16 protein-coding genes are annotated in these 22,437 nt (G+C 74.6%); 13 read left to right on the top strand and 3 right to left on the bottom strand.

What is annotated here, in order from left to right; all coding sequences use genetic code 11:
* Positions 1-285: 285 nt before the first annotated feature.
* The 13 genes from ACZ7IF_RS00290 to ACZ7IF_RS00350 all read left to right on the top strand — a co-directional run bounded on the left by ACZ7IF_RS00290 (position 286) and on the right by ACZ7IF_RS00350 (position 19,411).
* Entirely contained in the window at positions 286-2,082 is a 1,797-nt protein-coding gene (locus tag ACZ7IF_RS00290) for a VanW family protein (RefSeq protein ID WP_470960825.1), read from the top strand.
* A 125-nt stretch (positions 2,083-2,207) separates the two neighbouring features.
* Entirely contained in the window at positions 2,208-4,880 is a 2,673-nt protein-coding gene (locus ACZ7IF_RS00295; RefSeq protein ID WP_470960826.1) for a SpoIIE family protein phosphatase, read from the top strand.
* 9 nt (positions 4,881-4,889) lie between these two features.
* Complete coding sequence (locus tag ACZ7IF_RS00300; protein ID WP_470960828.1) at positions 4,890-5,582, top strand: M15 family metallopeptidase; 693 nt, start codon at positions 4,890-4,892, stop codon at positions 5,580-5,582.
* A 179-nt stretch (positions 5,583-5,761) separates the two neighbouring features.
* Positions 5,762-8,128 (top strand): Orn/Lys/Arg family decarboxylase, encoded by a 2,367-nt coding sequence (locus ACZ7IF_RS00305; RefSeq protein WP_470960830.1) that lies wholly within the window; start codon positions 5,762-5,764, stop codon positions 8,126-8,128.
* A 183-nt stretch (positions 8,129-8,311) separates the two neighbouring features.
* Positions 8,312-8,548 carry a LacI family DNA-binding transcriptional regulator gene (locus ACZ7IF_RS00310; RefSeq protein WP_470960832.1) on the top strand — a complete coding sequence of 79 codons (237 nt, stop codon included), beginning with the start codon at positions 8,312-8,314 and terminating at the stop codon, positions 8,546-8,548.
* Between the two features lie 45 nt (positions 8,549-8,593).
* Positions 8,594-9,622, top strand: coding sequence for a galactose-1-phosphate uridylyltransferase (gene galT, locus ACZ7IF_RS00315; RefSeq protein ID WP_470960833.1), 1,029 nt, complete (start codon positions 8,594-8,596; stop codon positions 9,620-9,622).
* Positions 9,619-10,764, top strand: a complete 1,146-nt coding sequence (gene galK, locus ACZ7IF_RS00320) for a galactokinase (RefSeq protein WP_470960835.1) — start codon at positions 9,619-9,621, stop codon at positions 10,762-10,764. Before galT ends, galK begins: the two co-directional genes overlap by 4 nt.
* A gap of 56 nt (positions 10,765-10,820) precedes the next feature.
* Positions 10,821-12,533, top strand: coding sequence for a sensor histidine kinase (locus tag ACZ7IF_RS00325; protein ID WP_470960837.1), 1,713 nt, complete (start codon positions 10,821-10,823; stop codon positions 12,531-12,533).
* Complete coding sequence (locus tag ACZ7IF_RS00330; protein WP_470960839.1) at positions 12,530-13,207, top strand: response regulator; 678 nt, start codon at positions 12,530-12,532, stop codon at positions 13,205-13,207. The genes ACZ7IF_RS00325 and ACZ7IF_RS00330 overlap by 4 nt, the downstream gene beginning before the upstream one ends.
* Before the next feature lie 202 nt (positions 13,208-13,409).
* Positions 13,410-14,201 (top strand): ABC transporter ATP-binding protein, encoded by a 792-nt coding sequence (locus ACZ7IF_RS00335; protein WP_470960841.1) that lies wholly within the window; start codon positions 13,410-13,412, stop codon positions 14,199-14,201.
* Positions 14,202-14,253: 52 nt separating this feature from the next.
* Complete coding sequence (locus ACZ7IF_RS00340; RefSeq protein WP_470960843.1) at positions 14,254-16,809, top strand: ABC transporter permease; 2,556 nt, start codon at positions 14,254-14,256, stop codon at positions 16,807-16,809.
* 203 nt (positions 16,810-17,012) lie between these two features.
* Positions 17,013-18,362 carry an AMP-binding protein gene (locus ACZ7IF_RS00345; RefSeq protein ID WP_470960845.1) on the top strand — a complete coding sequence of 450 codons (1,350 nt, stop codon included), beginning with the start codon at positions 17,013-17,015 and terminating at the stop codon, positions 18,360-18,362.
* 83 nt (positions 18,363-18,445) lie between these two features.
* Positions 18,446-19,411 carry a glycosyltransferase family 2 protein gene (locus ACZ7IF_RS00350; RefSeq protein ID WP_470960847.1) on the top strand — a complete coding sequence of 322 codons (966 nt, stop codon included), beginning with the start codon at positions 18,446-18,448 and terminating at the stop codon, positions 19,409-19,411.
* A 10-nt stretch (positions 19,412-19,421) separates the two neighbouring features.
* Here the strand turns inward: ACZ7IF_RS00350 and ACZ7IF_RS00355 are convergent, their stop codons facing one another.
* From ACZ7IF_RS00355 to ACZ7IF_RS00365, 3 genes are all read right to left on the bottom strand, one after another.
* Positions 19,422-20,726, bottom strand: a complete 1,305-nt coding sequence (locus ACZ7IF_RS00355) for a hypothetical protein (protein WP_470960849.1) — start codon at positions 20,724-20,726, stop codon at positions 19,422-19,424.
* 229 nt (positions 20,727-20,955) lie between these two features.
* Positions 20,956-21,651, bottom strand: coding sequence for a hypothetical protein (locus ACZ7IF_RS00360; protein WP_470960851.1), 696 nt, complete (start codon positions 21,649-21,651; stop codon positions 20,956-20,958).
* Between the two features lie 67 nt (positions 21,652-21,718).
* A complete protein-coding gene (locus tag ACZ7IF_RS00365; RefSeq protein WP_470960853.1) occupies positions 21,719-22,420 on the bottom strand; it encodes an NAD(P)-dependent oxidoreductase in 702 nt (233 codons plus the stop codon).
* Positions 22,421-22,437: the final 17 nt, after the last annotated feature.

A 22,437-nucleotide genomic window follows, 5' to 3' on the forward strand; every position in this document is an offset into this window, starting at 1 on the left:
GGGCGAAGAATGGGGGCCGGGGCGGGATTCGGGTAAACCTGCAAAGAACCCGATCGGCTTTGGGACACCGTGGGGGCGGCGGCGGGTGGGCTCGTCCTCGCCGCCCTGCGGGCGCGCCGCGCCCGCACCACGGCGAGGCCTTTGCCCGTTTTGTGAGAACGGTTACCTTCCCACCCGAACGGCGCACTTCCGGGTTCATCATGGTTGACCGGAACTGTCGTCTAAGCGCCCCCCTGCCACGGCCCGAGAGCCGTCGGCGGCCGATCGGCGCCACTAGGGAGAACCGTGCGACCTGCGGGCAGCTGGACGGGGAAGAACTGGCGGATCGCGTTGCCGGTGGCGGGAGGCGCCCTCGTGCTGGGGTTCGGCGGCCTCTACGCCGCCGGGCTCGCCGTGGGCGACGACATCGCCGACGGCACCCGCGTCCGGGGCGTCGAGATCGGCGGCATGAGCCGTGCGGCGGCGCAGAGCACGCTGGTCCGGGAGCTCGGCCCGCGGGCCGGCGCCCCGATCCCGGCGGGCATCGGGGACCGTGTCGAGCAGGTCGCCCCCGCGTCCGTCGGACTGTCCCTCGACGCCGCCGCGACCGCCGAGCGCGCCTCCCGTACGGGCTACGGGCCGGTCGGCGTCATCGGCAGGCTCTTCGCCTCCGGCGACCCGGACGTCGAGCCCGTGATCCGCACCGACGAGCAGGCGGCCCGCGCCGGCGTCGACCGGCTCGTGGCGAGCACCGCACAGGCGGTCCGCGACGGCTCCATAGCCTTCGACGCCGGGAAGCCCGAGGTCGTCCCCGCGCGGACCGGTGTCACCCTGGTCCGGGACCAGGCCCTCGACACCCTCCGGGCCGCCTACCTGCGGCCGCGCCCGGACGGCACCCCCGTCGTCCTGCCCGTCACCCGCACCGAGCCGCGCGTGGACGCGGACGAGACCGGACGGGCCCTGCGCGAATTCGCCGGACCCGCCGTGTCCGGGCCGGTCACCCTCAGCGTGGCCGGTACGCGGATCCCCGTGAGCCCGGTGGTCCTGGGCGAGCACCTGAAGATGAACGCCGACGCCGGCGGCCGCCTGGTGCCGGCCCTGGACTCCGAGGGCCTGCTCGCCGACCCGGCCGTGGCCGGCCCCGTCGCGGGGGCCGCCGGGGCGCCGCGCGACGCCGCGCTCGACGTGGACGCGGACGGCCGCGTGGTGGTCACGGAGCGCAGCCGCGCCGGGCGGCAGGTCACCGGGGAGGCCCTCGGCCGGGCCGTGCTGCCCGCGCTGACCCGCTCGGGTGCCGGCCGGAGCGCCGAGGTGGCCACCAAGGCCGTCGAGCCGGAGCTCAGCGATGCCGAGGTGCAGCGCCTCGGCATCAAGGAGAAGATGTCCTCCTTCACCGTGGAGTTCCCGGCCGCCCCGTACCGGACCACGAACATCGGGCGCGCCGTGGAGCTGATCAACGGCTCCGTGGTCATGCCCGGCAAGGAGTGGAGCTTCAACCGCACGGTCGGCGAGCGCACCGAGGAGAACGGCTTCGTCGACGGGATCATGATCAACGACGGCCGGTACGTGAAGTCGTCCGGCGGCGGCGTCTCCGCGGTCGCCACCACGATGTACAACGCCATGTTCTTCGCCGGCCTCAAGCCCCTCGAACACGGGGCGCACTCCTTCTACATCGAGCGCTACCCCGAGGGCCGCGAGGCCACCGTCGCCTGGGGCAGCCTCGACCTGCGCTGGCTCAACGACTCCGGCCACCCGGTCTACGTCAAGGCCACCTCGACGGACACCTCGCTGACGATCACCCTGCTCGGCACGAAGAAGTACGACGAGATCCGCGCGACCAAGGGCCCCCGCACCAACGTCAAGCCGCCCGCCGAGGTCAAGGCCGCCGGCCCGACGTGCGAGGTCCAGACGCCCCTGGAGGGCTTCGACGTGACCGTCGGCCGGGTGTTCGTCAAGAACGGCCAGGAGGTCAGGCGCGAGGAGCACACCACGCACTACACCCCGCGCGACGAGGTCACCTGCGAGCCGGAGACCGCACCCGGCACGGCGCCGAGCGGCGCCCCCGCGCAGGCCGCCCAGGCGGCCGCGGCACAGGGCCGGTAGGGGGAAAGAACCCTCACCCGAGGTGACCGGCGGCGCGCGCGGCGCGCTCCGCCGGGCGCCGGAGGGTCCCCAGGTGCTACAACTGGGGACGTGACCCTTCCTCGCCAGTCGTACCGGGCAATTCGGTGCGGTCACCCCTGAGCAAGGGATTCAAGAGCGTCGCCGGACAGGTGTTCGTCCTTCAGGTGGCGATCGTGGTGTTGCTCGCCGCCGGTGCCCTCCTGGCGCTGCTCCTGCAGTCCCGCCACGACGTCGACCGTGAGGCGCGCAACCGGTCGATCGCCGTCGCGGAGACCTTCGCGCACTCCCCCGACCTCCAGGAAGCGCTGCGGACACCGGACCCGTCCGCCACCCTGCAACCCCTCGCCGAGGTGACCCGCAAGGCCGCCGGGGTCGACTTCATCGTCGTCATGGACACCAACGGGATCCGCTACAGCCATCCCCAGCCGGACCGCATCGGCAAGCGCTTCGTGGGCACCATCGAGCCCTCCCTCGCCGGCCGGGTCCACACCGAGAGCGTGCAGGGGCCGCTCGGCAAGGAGATCCAGGCGGTGGTGCCGGTCACCGCGCCGGACGGCCGGGTCGTGGCGCTGGTGTCCGCGGGCCTGACCGTGGAGAACGTCAGCGGCGCCTTCGACCGCCAGCTCCCGGTCATCCTGCTGGCGATGGCCACCGGCCTGGTCCTGGCCACGGCCGGCACCGCCCTGACCAGCCGCAGGCTGCGGAGGCAGACCCACGGGCTGGGCCCCCAGGAGATGACCCGGATGTACGAGCACCACGACGCGGTGCTCCACTCCGTCCGCGAAGGGGTGCTGATCACGGACGGCGACGGGCGGATCGTCCTCGCGAACGACGAGGCCAAGCGGCTGCTCGGGCTGCCCGAGGGGGTCGAGGGCCGCCGCATCGACGAGGTTGCGGGCCTGGACCGCCGGATGGCCGACCTGCTGCTCTCGGGCCGGGTGGCCACCGACGAGGTGCTGGAGACCGGTGACCGGCTGCTCGTCGTCAACCAGCGGCCCACCCATCCGCGCGGCCGGGCGGAAGGTGCCGCCGTCACCATCCGCGACTCCACCGACATGCAGGTCCTCACCGGCCGCGCCGAGGCGGCCCGCAAACGCCTCAGGCTGCTGTACGACGCCACCGGTGACATCGGGACCACGCTCGACGTGGAGCGGACCGCCAAGGAGCTCGCCGACGTCGCCGTGCCCCGGTTCGCCGACTACGTCACCGTCGACCTGGCCGGCCCGGTGCTCGACGGCGAGGAGCCCGGCCCCGGCTCCGACATGCGGCGCACCGCGGTCAGCGGCATCCGCGGGGACCACCCCCTGTACCCGCTCGGCCGGCTGATCGAGTTCAAGCCCACCACCCCCCAGGCGCGCGGCTACGACACCGGGAAGACGGAGCTGGTGACCGACCTGGCCGACGCACCGGGCTGGCGCGTCCAGGACCCCCGCCGGGCCAAGGCCATCATCGAGTACGGGATCCACTCCCTGATCGCGGCGCCGCTCAAGGCCAGGGGCGTGGTGCTCGGCGTGGTGAACTTCTGGCGGGCCAGGAAGCCCGAGCCCTTCGACGAGGACGACGTGTCGCTCGCCGAGGAGCTGGTCGCCCGGGCCGCCGTCGCCATGGACAACGCCCGCCGCTACACCCGTGAGCACACGCTCGCCGTCACCCTGCAGCGCAGCCTGCTGCCCCGGGCCCTGCCCGAGCAGAGCGCCGTGGACGCCGCGCACTGCTACCTGCCCGCGCAGTCGGGGGTGGGCGGGGACTGGTTCGACGTGATCCCGCTGCCGGGCGGCCGGGTCGCCCTGGTCGTCGGGGACGTCGTCGGGCACGGCCTGCACGCCGCGGCCACGATGGGGCGGCTGCGTACGGCGGTGCACAACTTCACCTCCCTCGACCTGCCGCCCGACGAGCTCCTGGCCCGTCTCGACGACCTCGTGCAGCGCATAGACGAGGACGACACCGACGGGGCCGGCGGGGTGCTCGGCGCGACCTGCCTGTACGCCGTGTACGACCCGGTGTCCCGCGTCTGCGCCATGTCCCGGGCCGGGCACCTGCCGCCGCTGGTGGTCGCCCCGGACGGCACCACGGAGATCGTCGACCTGCCGGCCGGGCCCCCGCTCGGGCTGGGCGGCATGCCGTTCGAGACGAGCGAGCTGCGCCTGGCCGAGGGCAGCCAGCTCGTGCTGTACACGGACGGGCTGGTGGAGCAGCGGACCCGGGACATCGAGGAGGGGCTGGAGCTGCTGCGGGAGGCGCTGAGCCACCCGGACCGGGACCCGCAGGAGAGCTGCCTCGCCGTCCTCGACGCCATGCTGCCGGCCCGGCCGACCGACGACGTGGCGCTGCTCATCGCCAGGACCCGGACGCTGGGGCCGGACCGGGTCGCCCAGTGGGACGTACCGCCGCGGGCGAGCGGGGTCGGCGTCGTGCGGAACCTGGCGGTCGCCAAGCTGGAGGAGTGGGGGATGGAGGAGCTCGCCTTCGCCACGGAGCTCATCCTCAGCGAGCTGATCACCAACGCCCTGCGGCACGGCGTCCCGCCGGTGCGGGTCCGGCTGCTCCACGACCACGCGCTGACCTGCGAGGTGTGGGACGGCAGCAGCACCGCCCCGCACCTGCGGTACGCGGCCACCACGGACGAGGGCGGGCGCGGGCTGTTCCTCGTGGCGCAGCTCAGCGAGCACTGGGGCACCCGGTACACCCCGGAGGGCAAGGTCATCTGGTCGGAGCAGTCCCTCCAGGGTCCCTCGGACGGCGTATCCCCGGATGTCTTCGGGGACCTCGAACCGTAGCGTGGAGGGGTGCGCCCGACGCGCCCCGTGTCCGCCTGCCTGACCGCGGTCGCCGTGCTGTGCGCGAGCGCGGCGCCCGGCTGCGCGCCCTCCGGGCGGGAGCGGTCCGGGGTACCGGTACGGGCCTCCGCGCCGACGCTCGCGGCGGAGGTGACGGACGTGCCGGCGGAGAAGCTGGGGGCGAGCCTGCGGGACGGGTGCCCGGTGCCCGCGGAGCGGCTGCGGCTGATCCGGATGAACCACTGGGGCTTCGACGGGAAGGTCCACCGGGGCGAGCTGGTCGTCCACCGGGACGCGGTCGAGCCGCTGCTGTACGTCTTCGGCCGGGCCCTGGAGGCCCGCTTCCCGATCCGCCGGATGCGGGTGGCCGCCGACTACGGCGGCGACGACCTCGCGGCCATGGCCGACGACAACACCTCCGCCTTCAACTGCCGGCCGGTGACCGGAGACCCCGGGAAGCCGTCGCGGCATTCGTGGGGGCTGGCCGTGGACGTCAACCCGGTCGAGAACCCGTACGTCGACCGGCACGGGACGGTGCATCCGCCGGCGGGCCGGGCCCACCTGCGGCGGGACCCGCCCCGCCCCGGGATGATCACCGAGGACGGCGTGCTGGCCAGGGCGTTCCGCCACGTCGGCTGGCACTGGGGCGGCGAATGGTGGTCGAGGCCGGACTACCAGCACTTCTCGGACGACGGCGGGTAGCCGGCCGGCCGTCCTGACGCGTGTCCTTCGGATCAGGCCCGGACCGCGGCGTCACGGTCGCGCACCGCCACGTCCACGTGCGGGTGAAGCCGTTCCGTAATCCCGCCGAGCCCGACGGGCACCGGAAGACTGGGCCCGGGTGCAGGCGGCTGCACCCCTGAGCACGCGGAGCGCACGAGATGACGAACGGTACGGTCCTGCTGGCCCTGCGGGAGAACCCGTTGGGCGGGGGTGTCAGCGCCGAGCAGCTGCGGCGCATCGGCAAGGAGCTGGAGAACCAGGGGCTGGAGCTGCGCTGGGCGCCGAGTGCGCGGGACGCGCGCGCCGCGCTGCACACCGAGGCCGGGCTCGCGGCGGCCGTGGTCTCCTGGGAGCTGCCGCGGGCCTCGGGGGGCGCCGTCGAGGAGGGCGGCGCCGAGGTACTGCGGCACATCGGGCGCCGCTTCAAGGACCTGCCGGTGTTCCTGGTGATGGCGGACGATGGCGACCAGGACCTGGAGCGGCTTCCGCTGTGGGTCTCGGAGGCGGTGGTCGGCTACATCTGGCCGCTGGAGGACACGCCGTCGTTCATCGCCGGCCGGGTCGCGACGGCGGCCCGCGGCTACCACCGCGGCCTCCTGCCGCCGTTCTTCAGGGCGCTGCGCCGGTTCGACGACTCCCACGAGTACTCCTGGCACACTCCCGCCCACTCCGGCGGGGTCGCCTTCCTCAAGTCCCCGGTGGGCCGGGCGTTCTTCGACTACTACGGCGAACGGCTCTTCCGCACCGACCTGTCGGTCTCGGTGGGGGAGCTCGGGTCCCTCTTCGAGCACAACGGCCCGATCGGCGAGGCCGAGCGCAACGCCGCCCGCGTCTTCGGCTCGGACCGTACGTACTTCGTCCTGCACGGCGACTCCACCGCGGACCGCATGGTGGGCCACTACAGCGTCACGACCGACGAGATCGCGCTCGTGGACCGCAACTGCCACAAGTCGGTGCTGCACGGGCTGGTGATCTCCGGGGCGCGGCCGGTCTACCTGGTGCCCACCCGCAACGGCTACGGGCTCGCCGGCCCCCTGCCGCCCGCCGTGACCGAACCGGCGGCGGTGGCCGCGAGGATCGCCGCGAACCCCCTGTCGGCCGGCGCCCCCTCCACCGAGGCCCAGTACGCGGTGGTGACCAACTCGACGTACGACGGGCTGTGTTACGACACGGTGGCGGCCGCCCGCGCCTTCGCGCCGAGTACGCCGCGCCTGCACTTCGACGAGGCCTGGTTCGCGTACGCCCGTTTCCACCCGCTGTACGCCGGCCGGTACGGGATGGCCGTCGGGCCCGACACCTTCCCGGACACCGGTTCCGGGCCCGGGCGGCCCACGGTGTTCGCCACCCAGTCCACCCACAAGCTGCTGGCCGCCCTCTCCCAGTGCGCGATGGTGCACGTGAAGTCGGCGCCGCGGGCTCCGGTCGAACACGAGCGGTTCAACGAGGCGTTCATGATGCACGGCACCACCTCGCCGCTGTATCCGGCGATCGCCTCCCTGGACGTGGCGAGCGCCATGATGGACGGCCCGCAGGGCCAGTGGCTGATCGACGAGGCGGTGACGGAGGCCATCCGGTTCCGCCAGGCGGTGGTCCGCACCGGGCGCCGCATCGCCGCCGCCGGGGACCGGCCCGACTGGTTCTTCGGGGTGTGGCAGCCGGAGACGGTCACCGACCCGGCGACGGGGGCGAGCGTCGCGTTCGCGGACGCGCCGCCGTCCCTGCTGAGTCGTGAGCCGTCCTGCTGGCACCTGGAGCCCGGGGCCGACTGGCACGGCTTCGCCGGTCTGACCGAGGGTTACTGCCTGCTGGACCCGGTCAAGGTCACCCTGACCTGCCCCGGCGTGACGGCCACCGGTGAGACCGGCGACTGGGGCGTCCCCGCACGGATCCTCACCGCCTACCTGGCGACGCGCGGGATCGTGGTGGAGAAGACCGACAGCTACACCACGCTGGTCCTCTTCTCGATGGGCATCACGAAGGGCAAGTGGGGCACCCTGATGGACGCCCTGATGGACTTCAAGGCCCTGTACGACACGGACGCCCCGCTGGAGCGGGTCCTTCCCGGACTGGTCGAGCAGTTCCCGCTGCGCTACGGGGGCGCCACCCTCGGCGGCCTCTGCCGGCAGATGCACGAGCACCTCACGCGCGCCGACCTGATCTCCGCCCTCGACGCGGCCTTCCATGACCTCCCCGAGCCGGTGGCCCCGCCGCGCCACTGCTACCAGCGGCTGATCCGGGGCGGCACCGAGCGGGTACGGCTGGCCGAGGCCGCCGGGCGCGTGGCCGCGGCGATGGTCACGGTGACCCCGCCGGGGATCCCCGTCCTGATGCCCGGGGAGTCCGTCGGCGCCGCCGACGGGCCGCTGCTGCGCTACCTGCGGGCCCTGGAGGCCTTCGACCGGGTCTTCCCCGGCTTCCACAGCGAGGCCCACGGGGTGACGGTGGATCCCGGGAACGGCGACTACCTGATCGAATGCGTCCGCGCGGACGCCCTCGCGGGGGTGGTCCGCCCACCCGCACCGTGACGGTTCCGCCGCAGCCGCACCGCCCCGGTAATGCCGGGCGGTGCGGCCGATATCGCACGGGTGATCCGCGCTCCGGACGGCCGTATCATCGGGTCCACGTCGGCCCGGTACGGGGAAGGGGCCGCGCACCCCGGCCGTCCCCCGCGGTGGTCTGGCGTCGCTCACGATCACGGAAGGACGGCGATGAAGGTCGGAATCACCGACGTCGCGGCCCGCGCGCAGGTCAGCGAGGCGACCGTCAGCCGTGTGATCAACCGCCGTCGGGGCGTGTCGCGCAAGACCCGGGACGCCGTCGAGCAGGCGATGGCCGAGCTCGGCGACGAACGCAGCACCCAGGGCCGGTTGGTGGCCGTGATCACCGACCACGTGCTCTTCGACCCCGAGCTGGTCATCCGGGCCTCCGCCGCCCCGGCCCCCTGACCGCCGCCCGCGAACTCCACGACCCCCAGAGGCGAGGACGTGCACGTGCACAGGACCGTCACCGAACTCGCGGACGGCCGCGAGCTCATCTACTACGACAGCACCCCCGGCCGGGACCGCGGCGCCAAGGACCTCCGGCCGCTCGGCCCGGTCGGGAGCGACCCCGAACTGCGCCGGGACCCGGCCACCGGAGACTGGGTCACGATCGCCGCCCACCGGCAGTCCCGTACCTTCCGGCCGCCCGCCGACGCCTGCCCGCTGTGTCCGTCCCGGGATGGGCGGCCGAGCGAGATCCCGGCCGACGACTACGAGGTGGCCGTCTTCGAGAACCGCTTCCCCTCCCTGTCCGGCGGGGCCGGCCGGTGCGAGGTGGTGTGCTTCACCCCGGAGCACGACTCCGGCTTCGCCGCCCTCACCCCCGCGCGGGCCCGGCTGGTACTGGACGCCTGGACCGACCGCACCGCCGACCTGTCGGCCCGCCCCGGCACCCACCAGGTGTACTGCTTCGAGAACCGGGGAACCGAGATCGGCGTCACCCTCCCCCACCCGCACGGCCAGATCTACGCCTTCTCCACGCCCACCCCGCGCACCGCCAAGCACCTCGCCGCGGCGGCCGCCCACCGGGCCGCCACCGGGCGGAACCTCTTCGAGGACCTGCTCTCCGAGGCCCGGGCGGCCACGGAGCGGGTGGTCCTCGCCGGGGAGCACTGGACGGCCTTCGTCCCGTACGCCGCCCGCTGGCCGTACGAGGTCCACCTCTACCCGCACCGCAGGGTGGCCGACCTGACCGGCCTCACCGAGGCGGAGCGGGCCGAGTTCCCCGGGCTGTACCTGGACCTGCTGCGGCGCTTCGACCGGCTCTTCGGGCTGGCCGAGCCCACCCCGTACATCTCGGCCTGGCACCAGGCCCCGCTCGTCGGCGGCGGGGAACTCGCCCTCCACCTGGAGCTGTTCACCGTCCGGCGGACCGCCGACAAGCTGAAGTACCTGGCCGGGACGGAGTCCGGGATGGACGCGTTCATGAACGACGTGGCCCCCGAGGCGGCGGCCCGGCGACTGCGGGAGGCGCGGTGACGGCGCGGGTGCGCGAGGAGTTCGAGCGGATCCACGGCCACGCCCCGGAGGGGGTCTGGGCCGCCCCGGGCCGGGTCAACCTGATCGGCGAACACACCGACTACAACGACGGCTTCGCCCTGCCCATGGCCCTGCCGCGGACCACCCTTCTCGCCGCCCGCCGCCGCGGAGACGGCCTGCTGCGGGTGCACAGCGCCCAGGGCGACGGCCGGGTCGCCGAGTTCGCGGTGGCGGACCTCGCCCCCGGCGCGGCCGGCGGCTGGGCCCGCTATCCCGCCGGGGTGGTCTGGGCACTGCGCGAGCGGGGCCTGCCCGTCGGCGGGGCCGACCTGCACGTGGACAGCACCGTGCCCACGGGTGCCGGGCTGTCCTCGTCCGCGGCCCTGGAATGCGCGGTGGCCCTCGCCTACGACGAGCTGTACGGGCTGCGGCTGGAGCGGCCGGAGCTGGCGCGGGTGGCGCAGTACGCGGAGAACGCCTTCGCCGGCGTGCCGTGCGGGGTCATGGACCAGATGGCCGCGCTGTGCTGCGCCGAGGGCAGCGCCCTGTACCTGGACAGCCGGGGTCCGTCGGTCCGGCAGGTCCCCTTCGACCTCACGGGGCACGGGCTGTCGCTGCTGGTGCTGGACACCCGGGTCAAGCACGACCTCGCCGACGGGGCGTACGCCGCCCGGCGGGCGGGGTGCGAGCGGGCGGCGGAGCTGCTGGGGCTGCCCGCCCTGCGGGACCTGGCCGAGGAGGGGCTGGCGGGGGCGCTGGCGGAGCTCCCCGGCGAGCTCGTCCCGCTGGTACGGCACGTGGTCACCGAGAACGCCCGGGTCGGCCGGGCCGTCGAGCGGCTGACGGCCGGCGAGCCGGAGGCCCTGGGCCCGCTGCTGACCGCCGGGCACGCCTCCCTGCGGGACGACTACCGGGTCTCCTGCCCCGAGACCGACCTCGCGGTGGACGCCGCCGTCGCCGCGGGTGCGCTGGGTGCCCGGATGACCGGCGGCGGGTTCGGCGGCTGCGTGATCGCCCTGGTCCCGGCCGGGCTGGCCGGGTCGGTGGGCCGGGCCGTGGCGGACGCCTTCGCGGCGGCCGGGTTCGCGCGCCCGGCGGTGCTGGACGCCGTGCCGTCGGCCGGGGCCCGCCGGACCGCCTGACCCGGCCCCCTGCCGTCTCTGTCTTTCGGCAGAGGACCGGATCCCCCGCGAGGCTCATGCCGCTGCCGCCTCCGGCATCAATACTGGTCAGCGTGGTGCGCACTCCCCTGATCCCTCGTCCTGCCCCCGGCCTGCCGCGCGGGGCCCTGCCTTCCGGGCGCGCGCGCACGGCGGCCGGGACCGCCGGGGTGACCCTGCTGGGCCTGGGCGTGTTCGCGGCCGTCGCGGGGGTCGGGCTCGCGCGCCACCCGTCGTTCCAGGTGCTGGTGATCGCCGCCGGTGCCCTGCTCTTCCCGCTGCGCGGCCGGTTCCCCGGGGCGGTACTGCTCGCGCTGGCCGTGCTGACCGGGCTGGCGAGCGGCGCCGGTCCGCTCGCGGCGGTGGCCGCGTACGGGCTGGCGCGGCGGACGGTCCGGGCGCGGCAGCGTGCCCGGCTGCTGGCCGCGGCGGCGGTCCTGCTGGTGGCGGCCGCGACGGCGGCCGCGCCCGTGGTGGGTCCGGGGCGCGTGCCGTACGGTCTGGCGCTCGGGCTCGCCCTGGCCCCGACGGCGGTGATCGTCCCGGGTCTGGTGGGTACGGCGCAGGGGCAGCAGCGGCGTCTGGTCCGGGCCCTGCGCGAACGCGGGGACGCGGCGGAGCGGGCGCGCCTGGCGGCCGACAGCGAGGCCCGCACCCACGAGCGCTCCCGTATCGCCGCCGAGATGCACGACCTGCTCGGGCACCGGCTCAGCCTGATCTCGCTGCACGCGGGCGGGCTGGAGCTGGCCCTCGGCCGGGCCGCTCCGGAGCTGCGCGAGGAGGCCGTCCTGGTACGCCGGACGACCCGCGACGCGATGCGCGAGCTGCGGCAGGTCCTCGGTGTGCTCGGGCCGCTGGGCCGGGACGCCGGACCCGGCGTCCTCACGGACGCGACGGGCACCCGCGCCGACATCGAGGCACTGGTCGCGGAGTCCCGGGGCGGCGGGGTCGCCGTACGGCTCGACTGGACGGGACCGGACCTGGACGGCCGCCCGGCGGCGGTGCGCAGGGCGGCGCACCGGGTGGTGCGCGAGGCCCTGACCAACGTCCACCGGTACGCCCCCTCCGCGCACGTCACCGTGGGCGTCGCGCACGACGGGGCGGCCGTGCGGATCACCGTGCGCAACGGCGCGCCGTCCGGGCCGCCGGTCCCGGCCGGCAGCCTGGGTACCGGGCGCGGGCTCACGGGGCTCCGGGAGCGCGTGGAGCTGCTCGGCGGGGCCTTCGACGCCGCGCCGCTGCCGTCCGGCGGGTTCCTGGTGGACGCGGCCCTGCCGGCGGAGCCCGGTGACGCCGTCGTCCCGCACACCGCCGGGCCGCGGGTGGCGCAGAGCGCTTCCGGTGCGGAAGGCGGCGGCGCCGAGGGCGGGGCCGCGAACGCGCTGACGCTCGCCCTGGGTCTGGGGGCGCTGTGCGTGCTGATGGCCCTGGCGACCGCCTTCGTGTACGGCAGCGCGCCCCGGCCGGACGCCGGGCCGCGCCCGCTGCCGCGGATCGGGATGACGTACGGCGACGTGGTGGGACTCGGCGTCGTGGACAACAAGGCGGTCCGGGCCGCGGCCACGGGGCACGAGCCGCCGCGCCCCGCCGGTGCGGCCGGCTGCGCGTACCCGTTCAACGGCGCGACCGAGATCCGTCCGGGCGGCCTGCTGGTGGCCCGCTACTGCTTCGACGCCGGACAGCGTCTGATCGCCATCGACCGTTTCACCGTCCCGTCGGTTCGGGACGCCTCACCCTGGGAGACCCCGTGACCGAGCCCGATGGGCCGATCCGTGTCCTGCTCGCCGACGACGAGACGATGATCCGGCACGGCGTACGCCTGATCCTGCGGCATGCCGAAGGGATCGAGGTCGTCGCGGAGGCGGCGGACGGGCGGCAGGCCGTCGAGCTGGCCGCCGTCCACCACCCGGACGTCGCGCTGGTCGACATCCGCATGCCGGTGTGCGACGGACTGGCGGCGATCGCGCCGCTGCTCGCGCTCGATCCGGCGCCGCGCGTGGTGATGCTGACGACCTTCGGCGACGACGACAACGTCGTCCGGGCGCTGCGGGAGGGCGCCGCCGGGTTCCTGCTGAAGGACGAGGGCCCACAGGAGCTGATCAGCGCGGTACGGGCCGCCGCGGCGGGCGACGCCGTGCTCTCCCCGGGCGTCACCGGGGCGGTGATCTCCCGGATGCTGGGAGCCGGGGAGCCGGCCGGAGCGGGAGGCGCGGCCGCGGACGAGCGGATCGCCCGGCTGACGGGCCGCGAGCGGGACGTCCTCGCGGCGCTCGGCGCGGGGCTGTCGAACCAGGAGATCGCGGCGCGGCTCGGCATCGGGACCGGCACGGTGAAGACCCATGTGGGGGCGATCCTGGACAAGACCGGTTCGACGAGCCGGGTCCAGGCGGCGCTGCTGGCGCACCGGACCGGGCTGGCCTCCTGAGACCCGGCTCTGCCCAGGGGCGGAGAGCGGCGGCTTCGGCCTCTGTCCTCCGGCAGAGGGGAGCCGGGCCGGGCCGCTCTTTCGGCAGAGGCCGACTCGCACCTTGAGGCCGATGTCCGCGCAGGTCAGGGCGGTGAGGATGGATGTGTCCCCCCGGCTCGCGGCATGCTTCGCGGGCCGTCGCACTTCAGGCGGAGCATCCATGTCGCACGCGTTTCCCTCGTCCCCCGCGCCCTCCTCGCCCCCGGCCCCCGTCGAGCCGGCGGCCCGCGCGACGGGGCTGACCAAGACGTACGGGAAGGGCGGGACGCGGGTCACCGCGCTGGACGCGGTGTCGGTGGAGTTCGCGCGGGGCCGGTTCACGGCGGTCATGGGGCCGTCCGGCTCCGGCAAGTCCACGCTGATGCACTGCATGGCCGGTCTGGACCCGGTGACGTCCGGTTCGGCGCGGATCGGCGGGGTGGAGCTGTCGGACCTGAACGACCGGCAGCTGACGCGGCTGCGCCGGGAGAAGGTCGGCTTCGTCTTCCAGGGCTTCAACCTGCTGCCCACCCTCACGGCGCTGGAGAACATCACCCTGCCGCTGAGGCTCGCCGGGCGGCAGCCCGACGCCGCGTGGACGGACACCGTCGTCTCCACCGTCGGGCTCGCCGGCCGGCTCGCGCACCGGCCGGCCGAGCTGTCCGGGGGCCAGCAGCAGCGCGTCGCCGTGGCCCGCGCGCTGGTCTCGCGTCCGGAGATCGTGTTCGCCGACGAGCCGACCGGCAACCTCGACTCCCGTTCCGGCGCGGAGGTACTCGGTTTCCTGCGCGACTCGGTCCGGGAGCTGGGACAGACGGTGGTGATGGTCACCCACGATCCCGTCGCCGCCGCCCATGCCGACCGGGTGGTGTTCCTCGCCGACGGCCGCCTCGTGGACGAGCTGCGCGAGCCGACCGCCGGCGCCGTGCTGGACCGGATGCTCGCCTTCGAAGCCCAGGGCCGCGCCCGCTGACGGCGCTCCTCCCCCACCCCGTCCCGCCCGCCGAGCCTTCCGAAAGACCGACATGCTCCGAACAGCCCTGCGCAACGTCCTCGCCCACAAGGCGCGCCTGATCATGACCGTCCTCGCGGTCTGTCTCGGGGTCGCCTTCATCTCCGGGTCGCTCGTCTTCGCCGACTCCACCACGGCCGCCTACCGCGCCTCCATGGCGCGCGACTACGCGGGCATCGCGGTCACGGTCGACCCCAAGTACCCTGTCGGCGCCCCCTCCGGCGAACGCGCGAGCGTCCTCGACGACGCGCTCGTGGCCAGGCTGGCCGCCGTACCCGGGGTCGCCGCGGCCCGTCCGGCCGTCGACGGGTCGGTGACCCTGGCCGCGAAGGACGGCTCGCCGATGCGGGCCGACAACGCGATGGGCAAGCTCGCCGCCGGCTACGTACCCGGACCCGGCGGCAAGGACGCCCGCTACCCTCTGACGGCCGGCCGCGCCCCGCGCGACGGCGGCGAAGTGGCCCTGGACCGGGGCACCGCCAAGGCCGGCGGGTACTCCCTCGGCGACACCGTCAGCCTGGCCTCCGACGGCCCCGTGCTGAAGCTGCGGCTGGTGGGCATCGTGTCCACCGGCGACACCCGGGTCACGTCCGGCGGCACCCTCGCGGTGTTCGACAGGGCCACCGCCCAGGAGCTCTTCGCCGCGCCCGGCCGCTACACCGGGATCGACCTGTCGGCCGAGCCCGGCACCGACCAGTCCGACCTGGCCCGGCGGGTCGGCGCGCTGCTGCCCGCCGACCGGGCGGAAGCCACCACCGCGACCGCCAAGGCCAGTCAGCAGTCCGTCTTCATCGGCACCAAGACCCGCAGCTACTCCCGGCTGCCCCTGGTCTTCGCCGTGGTGTCGCTCTTCATCGGCTCGTTCCTCATCATCAACACCTTCACCATGCTCATCACGCGGCGGACGCGGGAGATCGCACTGCTCCGCGCGATCGGCGCCACCCGGCGCCAGGTGGTCCGGTCCGTGCTCGTGGAGGCGGCCCTGGTGGGGCTGGTCGCCTCCGCGATCGGGTTCGGTCTGGGCCTCGGCGTCGCCACCGCGCTGCCCGGCCTGCTCGGCACGGGGGAAGACCTGCTGCCCAGCGGCCCGTTGGTGATCGGCCCGGCCCCCGTAGCCGCCTCGCTCGTCGTGGGTGTCGGCGTCACGGTCCTCGCCGCCTGGCTGCCGTCCCGCCGCGCCGCCCGGATCGCCCCCGTCGAGGCGATGCGCACCGCGGAGCAGCCGCCTTCCGCGACGCTGTCCCGGATCCGGGGCGCGATCGGCGCGGCCGTGGTCCTGCTGGGCGCTGGTCTGCTGCTCTCCCTGGGCGGCGCGAAGGACGCCTCGGACGAGAACCTGCGGACCGCGATGTTCGGCTGCGGCGTCCTCGTGACCGGTCTGATCGTGCTGGCGCCGCTGCTGGCGGGCCCGGTGGTCCGGCTCATCGGCCGGGTCACCGGCCGGTTCGGCGTGGCGGGCGGCCTCGCCAGGGACAACGCCCTGCGCGACCCGCGGCGTACCGCCGCCACCGCCGTCGCCCTGATGATCAGCACGGCGCTGGTGACCGGGCTCGCCGTCATCGAGCACTCCTCCAGCCGGGCCCTGGACTCCCAGGCGGCCGCCGGCCTGAGCGCCGACCACGTCATCGGCACGCGCAACACCACCACCGCCATCGACGCGGCCGCCGTCCGGCGGATCGCCGCCGTCCCCGGCGTCCGGGCCGCCTCCGCCGTCGCGGACTCCACCATCTCCGTCGGCGCCAAGGCGGGGCAGGTCTCGGGCGTCGACCCGAAGAGCGTGGAAGCCGTCATGAAGCTCCGCTTCACCAGCGGCTCCGCCAAGGACATCGGGCCGGGCCGGATCGCGGTCTCCGCCGGCTTCGCCCGCGACAACCGGATCGGCACCGGCGACCAGGTCCGGGCGGCCATCGGCCCCGGTGCCGGGGAAGACCGCGACCGGCCCTACACCGTCGTCGGCGTCTACCAGGACAACCCCACCGCGCAGGACGTGCTCGCCGACCGCGGCGAGGTCCAGCAGCACGGCTACCTGCGCGACTCCGTCCAGCGGGTCCTCGTGGCCGGCTCCGCCGGCCTCGGCGGGCAGCTGCGCGCGGCCGTCGACAACAGCCCGCTGCTGAAGGTCCAGAGCCGTGCGCAGCTGGTGCGGGAGCAGGCGGGGGTCGCCGGCGACCTGATCACCATGGTGTTCGGGCTGCTCGCCATCGGCGTGGTCATCTCCGCGCTCGGCATGGTCAACACGCTCGCCATGTCGGTCGCCGAACGCACCCGCGAGATCGGCGTCCTGCGCGCCATCGGCATGGACCGCACCGGCGTCCGCCGCATGATCCGCCTCGAATCCCTCACGGTCGCCGCGTACGGCACCCTGCTCGGGCTCGCGGGCGGCCTGTTCGGGGCCTGGAAGGTCAGCGGTCTGGCCAACGGAGCCATCCCGCAGTACTCCTTCTCGCTCCCCTGGGGCACCCTCGCCCTGGTCGTCCTCCTCTCCCTCGCCGTCGGCGTGTCTGCGGCCGTCCTCCCCGCCCGCCGGGCCGCGTCGCTCACCCCGCTCCACGCGGTGGCCGACGCTTAGGGGGTGGCCACCGCGTCACGGCCCGGCCTTCCGGCCGGGCCGTGACGTTTTGGACCTTCCGCTGACGGGGTCCGGCGCCGATGGTCGGGAAGGCGCATTGCGCACAGGGGTGTTGACGGACTGGAATGCCGAGATCAGGGCCCGTCACCGCGAGACACGACCCGCACGGCTTCCGGTCCGGAAGCCGGCACGGAAGGAATCCAATGGCATCCATGCTCGACGGCTGCACCCCCTGGCCGGAGGAGTTCGTCGACCGGTACTGGGCCGCGGGCCACTGGGGCGGCACCACGCTGGACAACCTGCTGCGCGGGTGGGCCCTGCAGTACGGGCCGCGGACCGCGCTCGTGCACGGCGGGACCCGCGTCACGTACGCGAACCTGAACCGGCGCGTGGACCGCATGGCCGCCGGGTTCCGGCTGCGCGGCCTGCGGCCCGGGATGCGGGTCGTCGTCCAGCTGCCGAACGTGCCGGAGTTCGCCGTCAGCGTGTTCGCGCTGATGCGCGCCGGTGTGGTCCCCGTCCTGTGCCCGGTCTCGTACCCCGCGTCCGAGGTGCCGGAGCTCGTCCGGGTCACCCAGGCCGTCGGATACGTCGGCCCGGCGGCCTACCGGGGCTTCGACCACACCGCGATGGCCGCGGACATCGCCGCCCGCTGGCCCTTCCTGCGGCGGGTGTTCACCTATGAGGCGCCGGGCACCGAGTCCCCGTACGGCGGTATGACGACCGACCCGTCGAACTGCCAGTACGCTCCGCTGGGTTCCATCGACGCCGCACCCGAGCCGGCGCTCCCGCCGGACGCCGGGCAGGTGGCGTTCCTGCTGCTCGGCGACGGAGACGGCGGCACCGGTGCGCCGGTGCTCGCTCCGCGCACCCACAACGACTACGCCTACCAGGCGCGGGCCGCCGCCGAGCTGGTGTCGCTCACCGAGGACGACGTGTACCTCGCCGCGCTGCCCGCCGCGTCCGTCTTCGCCCTCGGCTGCCCCGGCGTCATCGGCACGTTCACCGCCGGCGGGACCGTGGTCCTGGCCGACGGGCCGGATCCCGCCGAGTGCCTGCCGCTCGTCGAGCGGGAGCGGGTCACCGTCACCTCGCTGCCGGCCGACGCCGCCGCGGCCTGGCTCGACGCGCTGCCCTCGGTCCGGGCCGACGTGAGCAGTCTGCGTCTGGTGCAGACCGGCGGCGCGCCCCTGCCCCGGGCGGCCGCCGAGCGGCTCGGAACCGAGCTGGGAGCGCGTGCGCAGCAGGTCTTCGCCCTGGCCGAGGGGCCGGTCGTTCTCACCCGGCCCTCCGATCCGGACGAGACCGTGCTCACCACGCAGGGCCGCCCGCTCTCGCCCGACGACGAGGTCCGCCTCGTCGGCGCCGACGGCCGGAACGTGCCGGACGGGGAGCCCGGCGAGCTCCTGGCGCGTGGCCCGTACACCCCGCGGGGCCACTACCGGGCTCCCGTGGACGACGCCCGCTCCTACACCCCCGACGGATGGTTCCGCACCGGCGCCCTCGCCCGGCGTACGGCGGACGGCAACCTGGTGGTGACCGGCCGGGCCTGATCCGCAAGACACGGTCCGGGGGTCCCCCGCCGGGCTGACGGCCGCGGCGGCTCCGCATGCCGGGTCCGGCCGGCTCCCGCATCATGAGTGCTGTGTGCGACCCACCCGGCGGACCGGTCTTCCTGTCGATCGTGGTTCCCGTCTTCAACGAGGAGGAGTCCCTGCCCGTTCTGGCGGCGCGGCTGCGGCCCGTCCTGGACGGGCGCGAGGAACCGTACGAGGTCCTCGCCGTCGACGACGGTTCGACCGACAGGACGCCCCGCGTGCTGGAGGACCTGCGCAGCGCCTGGCCCGAGCTCCGCGTCGTGACCCTCCGGCGCAACAGCGGCCACCAGGCGGCCCTGACGGCCGGACTTCACCGTGCCCGCGGCGCCTATGTGATCAGCATGGACGCGGACCTCCAGGACCCGCCGGAGGTCATCCCGGACATGCTGGACCTGGCCCGGGCGGACGGGCTGGACGTCGTGTACGGCATCCGGACGGACCGCTCCACCGACTCCGGCTTCAAACGCCGGACGGCGGCCGGCTACTACTGGCTGATGCGCCGTCTGGCGGGCTCCTACGTACCCGCCCAGGCCGGCGACTTCCGGCTGCTGTCCCGCCAGGTGGTGGAGACCCTCAAGTCCCTGCCCGAGCAGCAGCAGATCCACCGCCTGCTCATTCCGTGGCTGGGCTTCCCCGGCGGCCGGATCACCTACCAGCGCGGGGAGCGGGTGGCGGGCACCACCAAGTACCCCTTGCACAAGATGGTCCTGCTGGCCCTGGACAGCGTCACCAGCTTCTCGGCGGTCCCCCTGCGCCTGGCCACGGCGATCGGCGCCGGCAGCCTCGCGGTGTGCCTCGGGTTCCTCGTCTGGACCCTCGTCGCCCACGCCACGGGGAACACCCTGCCCGGCTGGACCTCCCTGATCACCACGGTCCTCTTCTTCGGCGCCGTCCAGCTCTTCTGCGTGGGGATGCTCGGCGAGTACGTGGCCCGCATCTACACGGCCGTGCAGGCCCGGCCCGCCTACTTCGTGGCCCGGGACACGGACGGGGAACAGCGGTAGGCCGGGCCGGTCAGACAAGCACTCCGGAGAAGAACATCGCCCCGAGCAGGGCGTACTGGGCCGTGCAGCAGGCCAGCAGCGGCACCTGGACCCATCGCGGCATGCGCGCGACCAGGACGAGCCCGACGAACATCTGCGCGTGATTGCGGTACCAGGACATCTCCGCGCCGGCGAGGAACGGCACGAGGAAGACCGCAGGCGTCAGGACGGCCGCGGCCCACTCCCCGGCGTCGAGCCCTCGGTCGCGGTCGCGGACGAGCAGGGCGACGGCCGTGGCCAGTACGAGGAGCACGAAGGCGGTGTCGAGCCAGAGCTGCGTCCGGTGCGCGTCAAGCCCGTGTTCCACCAGCCAGGGCAGGTGTCCCCCGGGCATGTACCAGTCCTTGAACGGGAACCGGTAGGCCCTGGCCATCTCCTCGAACGGCTGGTGCACGCCGCCTTGTCCGTAGCTGGATTCCTGGATGGTCTCGTACGCGTCCCAATGGCCGGTCGCCTGCCACATCAGCCACTTGGCCCAGAGCACGCCGCAGCCGGAAAGGGCCGCCGCCGCGCCTGCCTTCGCGCACCGGACCGGCCACGTGTTCCCGCGCCACGCGAAGAGGGCGCTCAGGAGCAGCATGCCGACGGCGACGGCCCCGACGGGATGGCAGGCGGCCGCCGCGAAGCCGCCGGCGGCGGCGACCGCCCACGAGCCGCGCTTCACCCCGGCGACGCAGACCAGCAGGGCCAGGGTGGCGGTGGAGACCGGGAACAGGGCGTGGAAGTAGACGCCGCCCGGGAACACCGTACCTACGGCGAGGGCGAGGCCGGTGGCCCGGGTGAGCCGGGCGCCGAGCAGCCACCACAGCAGCGCGAACATGCCCAGCAGGCAGATCTCGGTGACGGCGGCGGCGGACAGCTCGTAGGAGAGCCCGGTGGCGGAGACCGCCCGGACCGACATGGGGTAGCCGGGGAACCAGGCGACGTTCCCGCAGATGACGTCGCGGAAGTCCGGATAGCGCTCCCGGCACCGGAACATCTCGTAGCCGGTTTCGGCGATGGACAGGTAGTGGGCGGAATCCCAGCGGCTCCGGCCGCCGGTGGACCAGTACTCCACCGGGGAGCCGTCGCCGGCGACGGAGGCCTTGGCGACGGCCCAGGTGAGGAGGTTCGCGATCAGCCACGCGACGACCGGGGGCAGCAGGGCGTGGCGCCGGTCGCGGCCCGCCGGCCGGGTCGCTTCCGCCATCTCCAGCCCCGCGATCGTCTCGTCGGCGGTCCGCCGCACGGCCGGGCCGGGCGCAGGGCCCGGTGGAGTGCCGTGCTTCACGGTCATTGTGGCGAACGCCTCCCGGAGCCGCATCCGGAGGTACTCCTCCATCGGCCGGGCCCAAGGGCCGTCCCGCAATCCCCGGCGGATCAGCGCGCGGCGTCAGATGCGGTGCACCGCGAGGCGGAGGAGCGTCCTCCTACTGGACGTGTCCGGGCGTTCCGGCAACGCGGCGAGGCGCCGTGGCCGCCGTCGTGCGCCCGCCGGGGATCACGGGACGGCCCTGCCCGGCCCGTCAGTGCTGCGCCTCGACCTGCTCCGAGACCGCGAACTCGGCTTCGCAGTCCGCGCAGACCGCCCGGCCGAAGAGGTACGTGAGCCCGCGCGCGACCGCCTCGTGACCGGCCCCGGCCGCCGTGCGGTGCAGGCGGGCGGGCAGCGGGGCGAGGGCGGCCGGGTCGGCGGGCAGCAGCCCGGTCCTGGCCGGGTCCCCGGTCACGTAGTCACCCGCCGAGGCGAAGGTGCCGTACTCGCCGAACGCGATGAAGAGGCCGGACGCACACGAGGGGCAGTCGATCTCGTACTCCCCGATGAAGAGACCGTCCAGCCGCCCGGCGCTCCACACCCGCTCGCCCTCGAAGGCAAGGACGCACTGGAGGAGTCCGACGAAGGACACCGGGTCGTCCGTCGCCGCGCCGAGCAGGCGCCGCGCCACGGGAAGGAGGGCGGCGATCTCCTCCCCGTACCGCGCGCCGTGCTCCTCGTCCGCCGCCGAGGCGATGAGGCCGGCCATCAGGACGGCGTCCCGCGGTTCCCCGGGCGCCCGGCCGTTGGCCGTCGCCGCCAGGAACGGAAGGGCCTGGAAGCTGTCCTCGTAGACGCAGCCCTGGTGGCACAGGTCGTCCCACAGCTCGCTCCAGACCTGCTGGTCCTCCTCACCGCCGAGGCGGGCGAAGGCGGCGGGCAGGTCGTCGGAAGGGCGCTTGTTCACGGGCCGCATTCTTCCAGGGCCGCCCCGCCCGTCCGGCGGCCGGCCCCGGTCCGGCGGCCACCCCGCGTCAGTAGCCGATCGTGAAGCGGCGCTGGACGAAGCGGGGCAGCTCCGCCTCGTCGACGAGCGCCACGGCCGCGTCCTCCATGGAGATCCTGCTGCGGCCGTCCGCGTCGAGGACCGGCTGGTCGCCGCCGGTCCGGAAGCGGCCCGTGCGCTCCCCGGGCGCGATGTCCATGGCCGGACTGAGGTAGGTCCAGAGCCGGTTGGAGGTGCGCAGCACGTCCAGGGCGTCCCGGGCGCCGCGCACGGCGGCCGCGTACTCCCTCGGCAGCCCGAGCGGGTCCAGGGTGTTGAACAGGTGTTCCTCGGAGTCCGCCATGACCAGGCCCGGTTCGACCTCCAGGCTGCCGGCGCCGCCGATCACGATCAGCCGGGTCCGGGGGTGGCTCTCCAGCGCCTTCAGCAGCGCCCTGGCGGCGGTGGCGTACACGGTGGGATCGGCTATCGACCGCCGCACGGTGTCCGTGAAGTCCCTGGCGGCGTTGCCGGGCTGGAACCCGCTGATCAGCACGTCCAGTCCGGGCAGGACGGCGGCGATGCTGCCGGCGTCGAGGACGTCGACGTTCTTCCAGGTGACGTTCTCCCGGTCCTCCCGGATCCCTGTGACGTCCCTACTGAACGCGGTGACGTGGTGCCCCCGGCCGAGGGCTTCGGTGACGACGCGGCTGCCGATCCCGCCCGTGGCCCCGATGACTCCGATCTGCATGGCTCTCCCCTGTGTCA

The organism is Streptomyces sp. NPDC037421 (assembly GCF_055602105.1).

What these genes read in the sequence shown, in the direction of transcription:
- ACZ7IF_RS00350 (WP_470960847.1), top strand. Translation starts at nt 18,446, where the DNA reads ATGAGTGCTGTGTGCGACCCACCCGGCGGACCGGTCTTCCTGTCGATC.
- ACZ7IF_RS00355 (WP_470960849.1), bottom strand. Translation starts at nt 20,726, where the DNA reads ATGACCGTGAAGCACGGCACTCCACCGGGCCCTGCGCCCGGCCCGGCC.
- ACZ7IF_RS00310 (WP_470960832.1), top strand. Translation starts at nt 8,312, where the DNA reads ATGAAGGTCGGAATCACCGACGTCGCGGCCCGCGCGCAGGTCAGCGAG.
- ACZ7IF_RS00325 (WP_470960837.1), top strand. Translation starts at nt 10,821, where the DNA reads ATGCCGCTGCCGCCTCCGGCATCAATACTGGTCAGCGTGGTGCGCACT.
- ACZ7IF_RS00365 (WP_470960853.1), bottom strand. Translation starts at nt 22,420, where the DNA reads ATGCAGATCGGAGTCATCGGGGCCACGGGCGGGATCGGCAGCCGCGTC.
- ACZ7IF_RS00340 (WP_470960843.1), top strand. Translation starts at nt 14,254, where the DNA reads ATGCTCCGAACAGCCCTGCGCAACGTCCTCGCCCACAAGGCGCGCCTG.
- ACZ7IF_RS00305 (WP_470960830.1), top strand. Translation starts at nt 5,762, where the DNA reads ATGACGAACGGTACGGTCCTGCTGGCCCTGCGGGAGAACCCGTTGGGC.
- ACZ7IF_RS00335 (WP_470960841.1), top strand. Translation starts at nt 13,410, where the DNA reads ATGTCGCACGCGTTTCCCTCGTCCCCCGCGCCCTCCTCGCCCCCGGCC.
- ACZ7IF_RS00345 (WP_470960845.1), top strand. Translation starts at nt 17,013, where the DNA reads ATGGCATCCATGCTCGACGGCTGCACCCCCTGGCCGGAGGAGTTCGTC.